Genomic DNA, 14,940 nt, shown 5'->3' with positions numbered 1-14,940 from the left:
ATAAATATCATCCATATGAAATTATTATTTTTAACAACTTTCTTTATAACATCCGTTATAGGTTATTCGCAGATAAAAGAAAGAGATTTAAGACTTGTTGGCACCTGGCAGGGATCTGAAAAAGGAAATCAAGAAGAGGGAATGTCAAGGTATTGGGTGCAGCAACGATTTAATGATGGTACTTTTCTTATGCTTTTTGTAACTATTGACAAAGATGGAGAAGGAAGTTCTTTGGTGGATAAAGGAGAATGGTGGACAGAAGGGGGGAAATTTTATGAAATCCACTTTAATACTAAATTAACTGATACCTATTTTTATGAGGTACTCGATGATCAGCATGTGAAATTCAGGCTAGACAGCACGAATCTGGAACTTAATAATTCCAACTATGAATTTATAGATACTAAACTTATAGAAGGATTAGATTACCAGGATTCGGAGAAATAAAATATTTAAAATAATTTAAAGATACTATAATTAATGTCTACCATACTAGATAAGATAATAGCTAATAAAAAAGTAGAAATAGAAAATCATAAGCAGCAAGTTCCTTTGCAAGAGCTGGAAAAGAAGGTGCAACAAGTAAAACCAGTACAATCTTTTAAAGAATCACTGCGAAATTCGTCAACCGGAATTATTTCCGAATTTAAAAGGAGATCGCCCTCAAAAGACTGGATTTTTAAAAATGCCCGAATAGAGGAAGTAATACCTTTTTATTCACAAAATGGAGCCAGCGCTATTTCTGTGCTTACAGATTTAGAGTTTTTTGGAGGGACATTACAGGATTTGGAATTAGCAGGAAGCCTTACTCAAACACCGTTGCTTCGAAAAGATTTTATGGTAGATGAGTATCAGCTATATCAGGCTAAACTTTATGGAGCCAGTGCTATTTTATTGATTGCGGCAGCTCTTACAGTTGAAAAGACTAAGGAATTGGCAGTAACTGCAAAAAACTTAGGATTGGATGTTTTACTTGAGATTCACAATGAAGACGAATTAAAACATATCAGCGAATGGGTGGATGTTGTAGGGGTAAATAACCGAAATTTGAAAACATTTGTTACAGATGTACAGGTTTCTTTTAGTCTGGTAAATAAAATACCCGACGAATTTGTTAAAATTTCCGAAAGTGGGCTGTCTTCTTCAGAAACTGTAAAAGAATTAATGCAGGCGGGTTATCAGGGATTTTTAATGGGAGAAAATTTTATGAAAACGGAAGATCCGGGGAAAGCTTTGAAAGAATTTATTACAGAATTGGGTTAATATGGACATAAACAAAATGAAAATAAAAGTTTGCGGGATGAAAAATCCTCAGAATATTGAAAATATTTCTTTTTTACCTATTGATTTTTTAGGGTTTATATTTTATCCGAAGTCTCCTCGATATGTAGAGAATTTAAATCCTGAAATAATGAATCTTTTATCAGATGATATAAATAAAGTGGGAGTTTTTGTAAATGAACAGGTAGGCTCACTTTTTCATAATATAGAAAAATATAGTCTTGATACGGTTCAGCTTCATGGAAAAGAAAGTCCGGAATATTGTGAAGATCTTCTGGAGGTTTTTCCGGAAACAGCAGTAATTAAGGCATTTAGAATTTCAGATAGTTCAGACATAAAGCACACGGAAAAATATGAAGAAGTGTGTGATTTCTTTTTATTTGATACTAAAACTTCTCAGCATGGAGGTTCCGGACAAAAATTCGATTGGTCTGTGCTGAATTCTTATAAAGGAGAAGTGCCTTTTTTCCTGAGTGGTGGTATTTCAATTGAAGATATAGAGAATATAAAGAAAATTCAACACCCTCAATTGTATGGATTAGATTTAAACAGCCGTTTTGAAATTGAACCAGGATTGAAAAATATTGAATTAGTAAATAAATTTATACAACAGATACGATTATGAATCGAATAAAACAATTGTTTAAAAAGAAACAAAAAAATATATTTTCCGTATATTTTACTGCAGGATATCCTAAATTAAAAGATACAGTAAAAATCATTAAAGAGCTTGAAAATAATGGGGTTGATTTGATTGAGGTAGGAATTCCTTTTTCAGATCCTATGGCGGACGGACCTACGATTCAGGAAAGCGGAACTCAAGCTTTGCAAAACGGGATGACTTTGAAATTGCTTTTTGAACAGATTAAAGTAGTACGAAAAGAAGCTAATCTTCCATTGATCATGATGGGATATTTAAATCCTATTATGCAATATGGATTTGAAGAATTTTGCAAAAAATGCAATGAAGTAGGTGCAGATGGGGCTATTATTCCGGATTTACCTTTTGATGATTATATTAAAGAATATAAAGCAATTGCAGATAAATATGATATTAAGATTATTATGCTGATTACACCGGAAACATCTGATGATAGAATCCGTTTAATTGACGAGCATACCGATGGCTTTATTTATATGGTTTCTTCAGCTTCAACCACGGGAGCACAAAAAAGTTTTGATTCAAATAAACAGGAATACTTTCAGAGAATTAATTCAATGAATTTGAAGAATCCCAGATTAATAGGTTTTGGAATATCTAACAGAGAAACTTTTGAAGCAGCTCAGTCGAATGCAAATGGGGCTATTATCGGCAGCAAGTTTATTACTTTATTAAAAGCTGAAAATAATATAGAAAAAGCAGTTATGGAATTGAAAAAATCTATCGAAGTATAGTTTTTTTTCAGTAGAAAGAGAAAATTACTGACCAATTTTTGATATTATTTTTAACCATACAGATATCAGTTTTATAAGCATTTGCATAAAAATTGTTATAAATACGGAATCGACTACTTTACAGTAGAAAGTAAGGTTATCTTTTGCATGGTTTTAGTATTCCTCTGAATATAATGGATATAGCTAATAGTGTTATAAAAATATTTAAATAATTAACATCCGGGCCTAGTAGTATAATTCAGAGTATCTGTCCATTCTATAATACAATCTGAAGGAAGATTTTTTATTATATTGTCCTTTTGCTTTTCAGTAAGGTAATCATCACTCATATAAACTTGTTTTAGTGAACTGTTTTTCATAGACTCAGGAAATTCCTTTATTTGGGTTCTGATTAAATATAATCTTTCTAATGAAGATAATTCGGATAACTTTTCAGGAATGTAAGAAATAGGATTAAAACTTAAATCCAGTGTTTGAATATTTTTTAGTTTAAGTATTTCTAGCGGAAATTCGGTGAAAAGGCAATTTTTTAAATTTAAAGTTAGAAGCTTTTGTAAGTTTATTATACTGGAAGGTAGTTTATTAATTGTGTTTGAAGTTATTGATAAGTAATGTAAATTATTATTTTTAGGAATTTCCGGGATCAGAGTTAGAACATTTTTTTTTAAACAAACTTCTTTTACAGAAGTATTGAAAAAAAATGAGTTAGGCAAACTCTTTAAAAAAGTGTCAGTAAATGAAACGATTTCCAATTGAGGAGAGGTAGTTATGTCCTCAGGTAATGATATAGTGCTCCAAGAATAACTAATAAAAATTTCTTTAAGTTTTGGATTATTTTTCAGACTTTGAAAATTAGCTACACTTATAAAACTAATATTAAGAACTTCAAGATTAGGAAAAGATAGCTCAGAATTGGTTAAAAAATCATCAGCATCATTTTTTTGTATACTTAGTTGTTTTACCTTTTCTCTGTCGTTTAAGGCGTATTCCAGTTGTGTGAAATAACCATTTTCATTTCTTTGATATCTAACTATTGCTTCACCATAATCTTGGGCAGATAATTTAGAGATATATAATATAAACAAAAGGAGTAATTTTTTCATAAAAAGTAATTAATTTAAATTATAAAAACCCTAAAAACCAATTTAGATTTTAGGGTTTTTATATAATTGATTTATCGATTATAAACTAGTATCTACAAGTTCAAAATCCAATTGTTTTCTTTCAAGATTAGCTTTAGTTACTTTTACATGTACTGTATCACCTAACTGATATTGTGTTCCGGTACGTTGGCCGGTAATAGAATATGTTTTTTCGTCATATCGATAATCATCATCTCTAATATCTCGAAGTCTAATTAAGCCTTCTGCACCAAATTCGCGAATTTCAACATAAATACCAAAATCGGTAACTCCCGAAATAACTCCGGCAAAACTTTCTCCGACATGCTGTTCCATAAATTTGACCTGCATGTATTTAATACTATCTCTTTCTGCATCAGATGCTAACTTTTCCATTTCGCTGGAATGTTTCGCCATTTCTTCAATATGTTCCTGATTAGCGGAAGGTTTTTTATCCAGAAAATCCTGTAATAATCGATGTGCAATTACGTCGGGATATCTTCTGATAGGCGAGGTAAAATGGCTGTAATAATCGAAAGCCAATCCATAATGACCTATATTTTCCGTAGAATATTTAGCCTTGGACATGGTTCTTACGGCCAGTGTTTCAATCATATTTTCTTCCCCTTTGCCTTTTACATCCGTTAAAAGTTTATTTATAGTGAGATATGTCTTCTTTTTATTAGTTATATTAATATCGTACCCCAAAGTGTTTACAAACTGTTTAAGTGATAACAGCTTAACAGGATCCGGATCATCGTGAATTCTGTAAATGAATGTTCTACCGCTAGGGTTACCTTTTTTGTTAGTACTTACAAATTCAGAAACCTTTTTGTTGGCAAGCAACATAAATTCCTCAATGAGATGATTACTGTCTTTACTAATTTTAAAAAAGACGCCTACTGGATTTTTATTTTCATCCAAATTAAATTTGACTTCAATTTTATCAAATGAAATCGCACCGTCTTTAAGTCTTTTTTCACGAAGAGTTTTAGCTAATTGATCAAGGATCAGAATTTCTTCTGCAAAATCCCCTTTTCTATCTTCAATAATCTGCTGTGCTTCTTCGTAAGTAAATCTGCGATCGGAATGGGTTACTGTCCTTCCAAACCATTGCTTTATCACATTGGCATTTTCATCCAATTCAAAAACGGCTGAAAATGTATACTTATCTTCATTAGGACGAAGAGAGCATACATTGTTACTTAAAACTTCAGGAAGCATGGGAACCACACGATCTACAAGATACACAGAGGTGGCTCTGGAATAAGCTTCTTTATCTAATAAAGTGCCAGGTTTTACATAATGAGAAACGTCGGCAATATGAATTCCTATTTCCCAATTACCATTTTCCAGCTTTTCAATGGATAGTGCATCATCAAAATCCTTAGCATCAGTCGGGTCAATAGTAAATGTTGTAATTTTACGCATATCCCTTCTTTTAGCCACTTCTTCTTTCGTGATTCTTATATCCAGTTCTTCAGCCTCTCTTTCAACTTCCACAGGAAATTCATAAGGAAGTCCATAATCTGCCAGTATAGCATGAATCTCGGTTTCATTATCACCGGGATCACCTAACACTTCAATAATTTTACCTGTAGGACTGTCGGCCTTATCGGGCCAGTCCATAAACTCGACCAATACTATCTGACCGTCTTTTGCTCCGTTAAATTTTTCTTTAGGTATAAATATATCGGTATGTAAGGAATGCTTATTTACCACAACAAACCCAAAATTCTTATTGGAAGAGTATTCTAGCTTTCCGACGAACTGAGTTTTAAACCGCTCAATGATTTCTGTAACTTCAGCTTCTGGTTTTCGGTTTTTAAACTGATGAACCAAAACTCTGACTATATCATTCTGAAGTGATTTCCCGGTTTTTCCTTTAGGTATGAAAATATCTTTTTCTAATCCTTCAACTACTAAATAGGCATTTCCATTCTGGCTGAAATCAATTTTCCCCGTTAAAGTTTCTTTTTGGAAATTAATCTGATACTTTCCTGTTTTGACTTCTAGAAGCTGTTTTTCTGTTACCAGCTTTTGGAGCCCCTGTATAATTAGTTCTCTTTGTCTTGGATTCTTTTGATCTAAAGCTGAGGCAATTTGTTTATAATTGTATTGTTTGTTAGGGTTTCTCATAAATAATGAGAGAATTTCCCTGGTTAAATCCCGAAGTTTCGCTTTGTGTTTGGATGGGATTTTATTCTTTTTTTTCGTCATAATTTGTCAATCTGTCAAGCCTTACAAAGGCATTATCTTTTGTAAAGATAATATAAATTTATATTAAACTTTATACTTTATTGATTTATAGCAAAAAGTTAACCAAAAAGCGTTAGAATAAAGAATTTAACCAGTTTATAAGCATTGGAGCAATCAAAGGAGCAAAAATAGCTGTTAAAACTCCGTTTAAAGCCATTCCCAGAGCACTGTAAGCACCCAGCTCTTCTCCGTTTTTCACTACTTCTGCGGTACCCACTGCGTGAGCTGCAGTACCCATTGCAATACCTATCGCTTTTTTATCCTTAATACCTATCGCTTTAAGAAATCCACAACCAAATAGGGCACCTGTAAAACCAGTTATAAAAACAATGGCTATAGTTAATGAAGGTATTCCTCCTAACCCTTTGGAAATTTCCATAGCGATAGGGGTTGTTACTGATTTGGGACATAACGAATAGGCAATTACATCGGATGCTCCCAGTAGTTTTGCAATTACAATGACTGAGACTATTCCAACAATACTACCGGACACCATAGCAGTAAATACCCTTAGATAGCTTCCTTTCAGGTGTTTTATATATAAGTATAAAGGTAATCCCAAAGCTACTACTGAGGGCCCCAGCCAAAACGTAATCAGAGAGGTATTTTGGGTGTAATCTTCAAAGGGAGTATTAGTGGTTTTTAGGTATAAGATTAATATCAGGATAGAAATAATGCCGGGATGGAGTATTTTAAGTTTGAACTTATTATATAACAGTGTTGATAACCAGAATACCAGTAAAGTGATCATTAAATGAAATAGTGGAGTATCAAAAAAAGGACTCATTCTTTTTTTCTTTTTATAATTAAACTTACACACAGCAATACTATAAAAGTACTTATAAAAACAGATACGAGTATAGAGAACCATTCTTTTGAAATTAGATTCCATTGGGAAGCTAAGCCAACACCTAGCGGGATGAATAATATAAGCATATTATTCAGGAAAAAAGTTGCAACGTCTTTAATGTCTTCAATTTTAATGATATGCAATTGTAAAGAGACTAGTAAAAGCAGCATACCTAAAATACTTCCGGGAATTTTTAGTTGCAGATAATAAACTATTAATTCTCCGATGAAATATAGTAATAGAATAATTCCTAATTGCGAGATTAATTTCATGATGTAAAATTACTTCATAAAATAAGGCAGACATGATTTTTTTTATAAAAAATAAAAGATTTACTTAATTAAATGCAGATAAAATTTTTTAGTAAGCAGAGGATTTTTCAATAAAGTCAATCACATCAATGGAATTTTCAGCATCAACTATTGAAGGTAATTTCTCCTTTAAAGAAATTAAAATATTCTGATATAGATTTTTATGATACAAGTTATCTTTGATGTGAATTTCTGGTTTTTCCAAGGCTTCAACATTATGAAAAAGAAGTTGATCCATGTACTGTCCACCTATTTTTATAGTTCCTTTTTCAGCAATAAGGGTGATGGATGAATCGAAATTTTTTTCAAAAGTTGAAATGGTATAAATCATGCTGCCTAATGCAGATTGAGTTTTAAATTGAAGAATACCGCTATCAGGAAACTCAGTACTGTTTTTGTGTGCATAATTATTACTTATGCCGCTTGTAAGCTTAAGATTGCCAAAAAGATAATGAATAATATCTATAAAATGTGAAAATTGAGTGAACAGAACTCCCCCATCAATATTTTTACTCCCATGCCATGTACTGTTTTCATAATATTCTTGATTACGGTTCCAAAAGCATTCTACATGAACCATATAGATTTCTCCTAAAGATGTTGTATTTAAAAGCCTTTTAATGTACTGAACATAAGGGTTAAAACGTAATTGAAGAGAAGAAAATATACGTACTTGATTTTTTTCGGCTAAAGATACCAGAGATTCCACTTGTTCCTTGTGTAAAGAAACAGGTTTTTCAACCAGCACATTTTTATTTAACTCCAGTATTTTTTTTGCCTGTTCATAGTGTAAAGAGTTAGGAGTAGCAATAACATACAAATCAACATCGGGGAATTGAAGATGACATTGTTCGATATCTTTAAATAAAGGAAAATCCTCTTCATTGCCATCGATATCCACGATGGCAACAAGAGTTAAATTTTTATTTAAAGAAATTACTTTTTTATGTAGTTTACCTATATGTCCAAAACCAACTAAGGCTATTTTTAAACTATTTTCGGTCAATTGTAATTTGGTGTTAACTGGTTAGAGAGGCAGTAAAACAAATTATTTTTTTATTGTAAGAATTTGTTCAAGAATTTTTTGAGTTATCAAATAGGTAGGTTTTACACCGGTTAATCCTAAACCTCCGGAAGCTAATGTGCTTCCTGTTTCCAAAGGATTGTCAGAAGCATAATAAGCATATCTCAGCTTTACGTTTTCTGTAATATGGTGTCGTATTTTTGAAGCTACCTGTATGGCTTTTTGGTAGTGGGCACCTTCCATTTCCAGTCCAATGGCTTTCCATGAAGTTTCCATAAAGTACGTAAGGACATCTTTATTTTGTAAGGATGTACCTAAAACCGTTATCATGGCTCCTTTATAAGCTTTAACATTATATCCTTCAAAATCTTTCAAATCTAATTCGTTATGCAAAGGGTAATTATCTGCCGTTCCTTCAAAGATATGAGCGTCTGGAATCATAATGTCTCCTTTATCTCCTACAAGAATTCCTGCTTTACCTAAAATTGAAATGGAATCAACATTAAGATTGATTTTTTGCTTATTGGTTTCAATAGGACGTAATAATTCATCCATAATCTCAAAAGCCTGCTCACCAAAAGCATAATCAAAAACAATCAGAATATCCTCTTTATTCAAACTCTTGATGTCTTTGAAGGTAGAATTTTTTAAATTGACTTTTGAAAGATCAAAAATCTGAAAATCAATATTTGAACCACTGGTATCCTTCATGTAAATCATTCCGTTATCCAGTGCATGTTGTTTAACGGTATCTGCAAGTTCAGATTTTTTACTTATTTCCTCGTATAATTTAAGTTCTTCTGAAATAACGTGTTTTTTACCTAAGGCTTCAAATGCATATAACATGTTACAAACACTATGCATATTAGAACTTATAATATGAATTTTTTTGTCCTGAAGTTTATTCTTGATAAGAGTTTTTTTAACACTTTCTGCCCATTTATCTCCAAATAAATGGTGTCCTACTCTTTCTTTTAAAATTGAGCTGAAAAAAATTTCTCTTCTTCTCAGGTTTGAAAAATCTTCTTTACTAACCTTACCAAGGTTATAAATAATTTTTATAAATCGGTCAGGATCATTAGCTTCCTGAAAGTTTTTATAGGCAGATACAACTTCATCAAAGCTTCTTCCTAACACGGTTGATATATGTGAAAGGATAATTTCGCGCTCTTTACGTTTTAAAGGTTCTGAGCTTAAAGCTGTTTTTTCCAAAGAACCCCATATTCTCCCTGCTTTGCCATTAAAGTCATGGGTTCTCCTTCGTATTTTGTCTGCTTCGTTATATAAGAAAGTGAGGTGAGTAAGAATATCATATATTTCTGATCTACCTAAAAGTAGCTCAATATTCATTTGATGCTCGTCAACCCGATAACAGGTTCTTCTTCTTTTTTTAGGATATATAGGAGTGAACGAGGATTTATCTAACCCTTCATTTGAAGTAAGAAAAATAAAAGAACATTCTTCAATACCTTGCGGAAGTCTATCCAAAACATACATCAGGCCATTGAGTTCCACTTTTTCAGGATCTGCAATAGATCCGTAAATTTCTGGATTTAATTTTAAAAGATAATTTCTTAATTCAAGACCGGAAGTTCCGGTAGGTTTAAAGCCTCCTCTGTTAAACAGATGGCGCATAGTTATGTATAGTCTCTCAATTATATCCGTCGATTCTCTTGCTTTAGAAATTGCCATTTTATTTAAATTTTAACAAATATAGCACTTTCCTCTTGGTTATTATAAAAAATTAATAAGTCTTAACGAATTATTCACAGAAAGAAATAAGGACTAAGAAACTGTTTGGTTTTCCGTCTCTTTCATTATTTTGTTTAGCCATTTTAACAAGGCAAGTCCTATTAAAAATGAAATAGTAAGTAATAAGAAATTGACAAGAAAAAAGTTAGTTTTATCTTCATAGTCATACCACATACCAGCTAAAATACCTGAAAGTTTGTTTCCTATTGAATTAGATAAAAAATACCCTCCCATCATTAATGCAGTAATTCTAGGGGGCGATAGTTTAGAAACCAGAGATAATCCCATAGGGCTAAGACAAAGTTCGCCTACGGTTATCACACCATAAGAAATAACCAGCCATAAGGGAGAGACTTTTACTTCTCCGTTATTACCAACATATACTGCTGTAGCCATTACTAAACAGGAAAGTCCGGAAATAAAAAGTCCCAGAGTCATCTTAGTTGGAGTTGAAGGTTCTTTTTTTCTCTTTCTTAAAAAAGTAAAAAAGCCTATAAGAAGAGGGGTTAGGATTATAACCCAGCCAGGGTTAATGGATTGAAATAATTCAGGATTAATTAGGTATACAGATTGCCCCTCTGCGGGAAGCTTATCTTTATCCATATTACGGAAATAAATATCTTTTCCTTCTTTTTTACTAACGTTTCCCTGACGATCTTTTATAACTCTGTATTGATCATCATATTGAGTAACCTTTTCTGTTTGATATGTAACTTTTTCAACCTGCTTAAGGGTTTCTAAAGGTTTTTCAAAAGATGAAGAAACGGAGCGTTCAGTATAGTATTTTGCCCAATTGGTAAGTGCAGTTCCATTTTGTTTAAAAACAGCCCAGAATACCATGCACACAGCAAAAACGGTTAATAAAGCAGCAATAGGTTTTTTATCCTGTTTGTTTGCGCGGAAATAGAGTGAAAGGTAAAAGATAATAATAGGAATAGTTGCAAAAATAAATGCATCAGTACTATTACTGCCAAATAGGTTGCCGGGAATAAACCAGCCTAAAGCACCAAATACTATAGCAGGAAGAAAAACGAAGATTAAAACCTGTGAGATACCTACGTCTTCTTTTTGTTTAGGCTTTATAAGGTTGGCATGCTTAAAATGACTGATACCTGTTGTAAAAATTAGTAATCCGACAAACATACCTATTCCTGCAGTAGCAAATGCAAATCCCCAGCCATATTGGTTGCGCATAAATGCAGCAATAAAGTTGCAAATAAAAGCTCCGATATTAATTCCCATATAAAATAAATTGTATCCGGCATCTTTATGAGGTTTATATTGTTTTTCAGAATACAAATTCCCTAAAAGAGTAGATATGCTTGGTTTAAAGAAACCATTGCCAACTACAATTAATGCAATGGCTACATAGAAAAAAATAAGGTTCGATGAGGAAAAAGCTAAGCTAATATATCCTAACCCCATCAATGTACCTCCTAAATATGTAGCTTTTATATAGCCCAGTATTCTATCAGCTAAAAATCCTCCTAAAAAAGGAGTTAAATAGGTAAGGGCTATAAAAGAACCGAAAATATCATAAGAAATTTTATCTCCAAAAGCCAATCCTCCTGTATCCGCATCAATCATATACAGAACAAATATTCCCAGCATTAGATAATATCCGAATCGTTCCCACATTTCTGTGAAAAATAAAAAATATAGGCCTTTCGGGTGCTTTTCCATCGTTACATATTTTTGAATACTATAAATTGGTTTTGATATAATTAGTCATTTTTTGGTAAAGCTGATAACGGGTTTTACCCCCATAGATTCCGTGATTTTTATCCGGGTAAATAGCCATGTCAAATTGTTTACCTTCCTGAACCAAAGCTTCAATCATTTCTACTGAATTTTGCAAGTGAACATTATCATCAGCGGTACCATGGATAATCAGATAGTTGCCTTTTAATTCTTTAGCATAGTTTATAGGCGAATTTTCATCGTATCCTTTTGAATTTTCCTGAGGTGTTTGAAGAAAACGTTCAGTATAAATGGTATCGTAAAATCTCCAGTTGGTTACAGGAGCGACCGCAATACCCATTTTAAAAGTTCCGTTCCCTTTGGTCATACATAGAGAAGTTAAATACCCTCCAAAACTCCATCCCCAGATTCCTACCCGGTTTTCATCTATGTATGTTTGAGCTTTCAGCCATTGAGCCGCAGCCAGTTGATCTTCCAGTTCTAATTTTCCTAATTGTTTATAAGTAGCTTTTTTAAAAGCTTCTCCTTTTCCTCCAGTCCCTTTTCCATCAACAGAAACGACGATATATCCTTGTTGAGCAAGCATTTGAAACCACCAGTAGTTAAATGAATCCCACGAGTTTGTAACGGTTTGATGTCCCGGACCTCCATAAACATACATGAGTACGGGATATTTTTTTTGAGGATCAAAGTTTTTTGGCTTTATAATATATGCATTTAGTGGTTCTCCTTTTCCGTTAGGAAGTGTAAAAAATTCTTGTAATCTGATTTCTTTTTTTATAATGTATGATAGTAATGAAGAGTTATCTTCAAGTGTTTTTAGAATTTTACCGTTTTGATCTCTTAAAGTATAAACCGGAGGAGTGTTTGCTGTGCTGAATTTATCAATAAAATAGGAATAATCGGAACTGAATTCTGCATTATGAACGCCATTTTCCTGTGTTATAAGATGATGTTTTCCCGTTGTTATTTCCGAAGTACCTATTACTTTGTTGGTAGAGCCCTTTTCGGTAGATTGAAAGTAGATTTTTTGTTTATGTTCGTCTAATCCATATACTTCCGTAACCTCCCAGTTCCCTTTGGTTATCTGGTTAAGCTGTTTTCCGTTTTTATCATATAAGTATAAATGGTTAAATCCGTTTTTTTCGGAATTCATGACAAAATTTCCATTAGAAAGTAAATAAAGGAAAATATTATCAGTTTCAATCCATGTACGGGATGTTTCAGATAGTAATTTTTTTATTGAGCCATCTATAACATTAATACGAGACACGTCTACTTTATTTTGAAGTCGGTTAGAGGTTAACGTTATCAGGCTTCCGTCAGGAGCAAATCTGATTTTAACTATATAATATTTTTCGACTGTTGAAAGGTCGATGGCAGATGTTTCTCCGCTTTCCAAATGATAGGAGTGAAGAGTTACCAAAGAATTTTCTTCACCGGCTTTAGGGTATTTAAAAATCAAATGTTGCGGATAAAGATTTTTACCATACATAGGTAAATCCACCTCCTTAACTTTAGATTCATCAAAGCGCACAAACGCTAAGGTTTTACCGTCCGGAGACCATTCAAAATTTCGTACAAACCCTAGTTCTTCTTCATATACCCAATCTGAAATACCGTTAATAATTTGATTTTTTATACCATCAGTAGTCACTTGTGTTATTTTTAATGAAGGAATTTCCTGGTAGTATAAATTGTTATCAAAGACAAATGCGATTTTCGATCCATCCGGTGAAAATAAAGGTTCTTGGATAGGTTGATTGTTATTTATTTTAAAATAGTGTTTATTTTTAATGTCATATAATTGATATACTCCTAGTTTGGAATGCCTGTAAACCGGAGCAGCTTCCATTTCCAATAAAAGATATTTTTCATCAGGGCTAAACTGGTAGTCAGTAAATCTTCCCTGAACCAAGTCTTCCATTTTTTGAAAATTTTCATAAGAGTGCTTTTCAATTCCTTGTTGAGTTAAAACCGTATAGTGTTTGCCACTTTTCATAGATGTAATACCAGAAATAGACTTAGGAAGAAAACGTCCACTCCAAATTTCTTCTAATGTAATAGTTTGGGAATAAGCCAGGCTATTAATAAAAAAAATAAAAAAAAGGCCAATAATTAATGAGATAGGCTTAGATTGTAAATGAAATTTCATTGCTTGAATTTTTGAATTTCAAAGTTAGTAAATTTGATGTACTGAATATAACAATAAATAAAATATGTCTAGGACCTTTGTTGTGGGGGATATCCACGGTTGTTATGATGAATTGCAGGATCTTCTGAATAAGATAAATCTTACTGAAGATGATATATTAATTTCTGTTGGAGATATTGTAGACAGAGGTATGAAGTCTAAAGAAGTGTATCAATTTTTTAGGGATAGGCCCAATTCCTATGTAGTTATGGGGAATCATGAAAAAAAGCATTTAAAGGGAATTTTAAGTTATTCTCAGGAAATAGTTCGTTTGCAGTTTGGAGATTTATATGATGAATTTATAGACTGGATAAATAGGCTGCCCTACTATATTGAGACTACTGATGCGATAATAGTTCATGCTTCTTTAGAACATGATAAGCAACTTACGGAACAAAAAAATAATGTTTTGTGTGGAACTGAGTCTGGTGAAAAATATTTAAGTAAGAAATACTCAGAAAAAAAAAGCTGGAGAGATTATTATAAAGGTACAAAATCAGTAATTTATGGACATCGGGTAGTGGGAACCTCCCCAAAAATTAAAAATAATACTTATGGTATTGATACTGGAGCTAGCCACGGTGGATATTTAACAGCATTAGAATTAGGTTCATATTATTTTTTTCAGGTAAAATCAGGAATAAGTCGTACGATCAAACAAGATCATTATCAAGTATCGGTATTGAAAACAAAAAATTGGAAAACTATGACATTTGCTAGTATAAAAAAACAACTGAAAAAATATGAGCAAATTGAAAATGAGGAGGTTAAAGAATATTTAAATGAAATAAAGCATTGGAGTGAAAAACTAAAACAACTTTATCCTGAACTATTCATTGAGATATATAAAATTTTCTGTAAGATGGAGAAAGATAATTTTAATTATTCAAGTTTATTGCTTTCAGATGAACTTAACCTGCTTTTAACCAAGTTTAAAAAAAGAAGATTGAGTGCCCGAGACATGATAGATGTTTATGATAGTCCTGAAAAAATAGAAATGCTCAAGAATTTTATTATGCAACAGATGAATCTTGCGATTAATAAGTTCTAAA

At 32.3% G+C, this 14,940-nt stretch carries 13 protein-coding genes; 5 read left to right on the top strand and 8 right to left on the bottom strand.

The features are described from left to right. Window positions 1-15 precede the first annotated feature (15 nt). Genes EQ921_RS00550 through trpA form a run of 4 tightly spaced genes read left to right on the top strand, consistent with a single transcriptional unit; the run spans window position 16 to window position 2,676 of the window. Window positions 16-447 carry a hypothetical protein gene (locus EQ921_RS00550; RefSeq protein ID WP_128150125.1) on the top strand — a complete coding sequence of 144 codons (432 nt, stop codon included), beginning with the start codon at window positions 16-18 and terminating at the stop codon, window positions 445-447. A gap of 33 nt (window positions 448-480) precedes the next feature. Beyond that, complete coding sequence (gene trpC / locus EQ921_RS00545) at window positions 481-1,263, top strand: indole-3-glycerol phosphate synthase TrpC (RefSeq protein WP_128330173.1); 783 nt, start codon at window positions 481-483, stop codon at window positions 1,261-1,263. Window position 1,264: 1 nt separating this feature from the next. Then, the gene (locus EQ921_RS00540) at window positions 1,265-1,906 is read left to right on the top strand and encodes a phosphoribosylanthranilate isomerase (protein ID WP_255424403.1); all 642 of its coding nucleotides are present in this window, start codon (window positions 1,265-1,267) and stop codon (window positions 1,904-1,906) included. Next, window positions 1,903-2,676: a tryptophan synthase subunit alpha gene (trpA, locus tag EQ921_RS00535; RefSeq protein WP_128330172.1), complete on the top strand. Its 774-nt coding sequence runs from the start codon at window positions 1,903-1,905 to the stop codon at window positions 2,674-2,676. The genes EQ921_RS00540 and trpA overlap by 4 nt, the downstream gene beginning before the upstream one ends. 212 nt (window positions 2,677-2,888) lie before the next feature. Here the strand turns inward: trpA and EQ921_RS00530 are convergent, their stop codons facing one another. The 8 genes from EQ921_RS00530 to EQ921_RS00495 form a co-directional block, all read right to left on the bottom strand. After that, a complete protein-coding gene (locus tag EQ921_RS00530) occupies window positions 2,889-3,779 on the bottom strand; it encodes a leucine-rich repeat domain-containing protein (RefSeq protein WP_128330171.1) in 891 nt (296 codons plus the stop codon). 78 nt (window positions 3,780-3,857) lie between these two features. Continuing rightward, window positions 3,858-6,017: a ribonuclease R gene (rnr, locus tag EQ921_RS00525; protein ID WP_128330170.1), complete on the bottom strand. Its 2,160-nt coding sequence runs from the start codon at window positions 6,015-6,017 to the stop codon at window positions 3,858-3,860. Window positions 6,018-6,129: 112 nt separating this feature from the next. Further along, window positions 6,130-6,843, bottom strand: a complete 714-nt coding sequence (locus EQ921_RS00520) for an LrgB family protein (protein WP_128330169.1) — start codon at window positions 6,841-6,843, stop codon at window positions 6,130-6,132. Continuing rightward, window positions 6,840-7,178 (bottom strand): CidA/LrgA family protein, encoded by a 339-nt coding sequence (locus EQ921_RS00515; RefSeq protein ID WP_128330168.1) that lies wholly within the window; start codon window positions 7,176-7,178, stop codon window positions 6,840-6,842. The genes EQ921_RS00520 and EQ921_RS00515 overlap by 4 nt, the downstream gene beginning before the upstream one ends. 88 nt (window positions 7,179-7,266) lie before the next feature. After that, a complete protein-coding gene (locus EQ921_RS00510) occupies window positions 7,267-8,223 on the bottom strand; it encodes a Gfo/Idh/MocA family protein (RefSeq protein WP_128330167.1) in 957 nt (318 codons plus the stop codon). Window positions 8,224-8,265: 42 nt separating this feature from the next. Then, window positions 8,266-9,933, bottom strand: a complete 1,668-nt coding sequence (locus EQ921_RS00505; protein WP_128150107.1) for a hypothetical protein — start codon at window positions 9,931-9,933, stop codon at window positions 8,266-8,268. 93 nt (window positions 9,934-10,026) lie between these two features. Further along, window positions 10,027-11,676 carry a peptide MFS transporter gene (locus EQ921_RS00500; RefSeq protein WP_128330166.1) on the bottom strand — a complete coding sequence of 550 codons (1,650 nt, stop codon included), beginning with the start codon at window positions 11,674-11,676 and terminating at the stop codon, window positions 10,027-10,029. A 19-nt stretch (window positions 11,677-11,695) separates the two neighbouring features. Next, window positions 11,696-13,849, bottom strand: a complete 2,154-nt coding sequence (locus EQ921_RS00495) for a S9 family peptidase (protein ID WP_128330165.1) — start codon at window positions 13,847-13,849, stop codon at window positions 11,696-11,698. 64 nt (window positions 13,850-13,913) lie between these two features. Here EQ921_RS00495 and EQ921_RS00490 point away from each other — a divergent pair, with 64 nt between their 5' ends. Further along, window positions 13,914-14,939, top strand: a complete 1,026-nt coding sequence (locus EQ921_RS00490) for a metallophosphoesterase (RefSeq protein ID WP_128330164.1) — start codon at window positions 13,914-13,916, stop codon at window positions 14,937-14,939. The last annotated feature ends 1 nt before the right edge of the window (window position 14,940 follow it).

The organism is Apibacter sp. HY039 (genome assembly GCF_004023655.1).
GTDB lineage: Bacteria > Bacteroidota > Bacteroidia > Flavobacteriales > Weeksellaceae > Apibacter > Apibacter raozihei.
The sequence above is the reverse complement of the archived record's forward strand: the minus strand, read 5'-3'. Positions and strand labels throughout refer to the sequence as shown.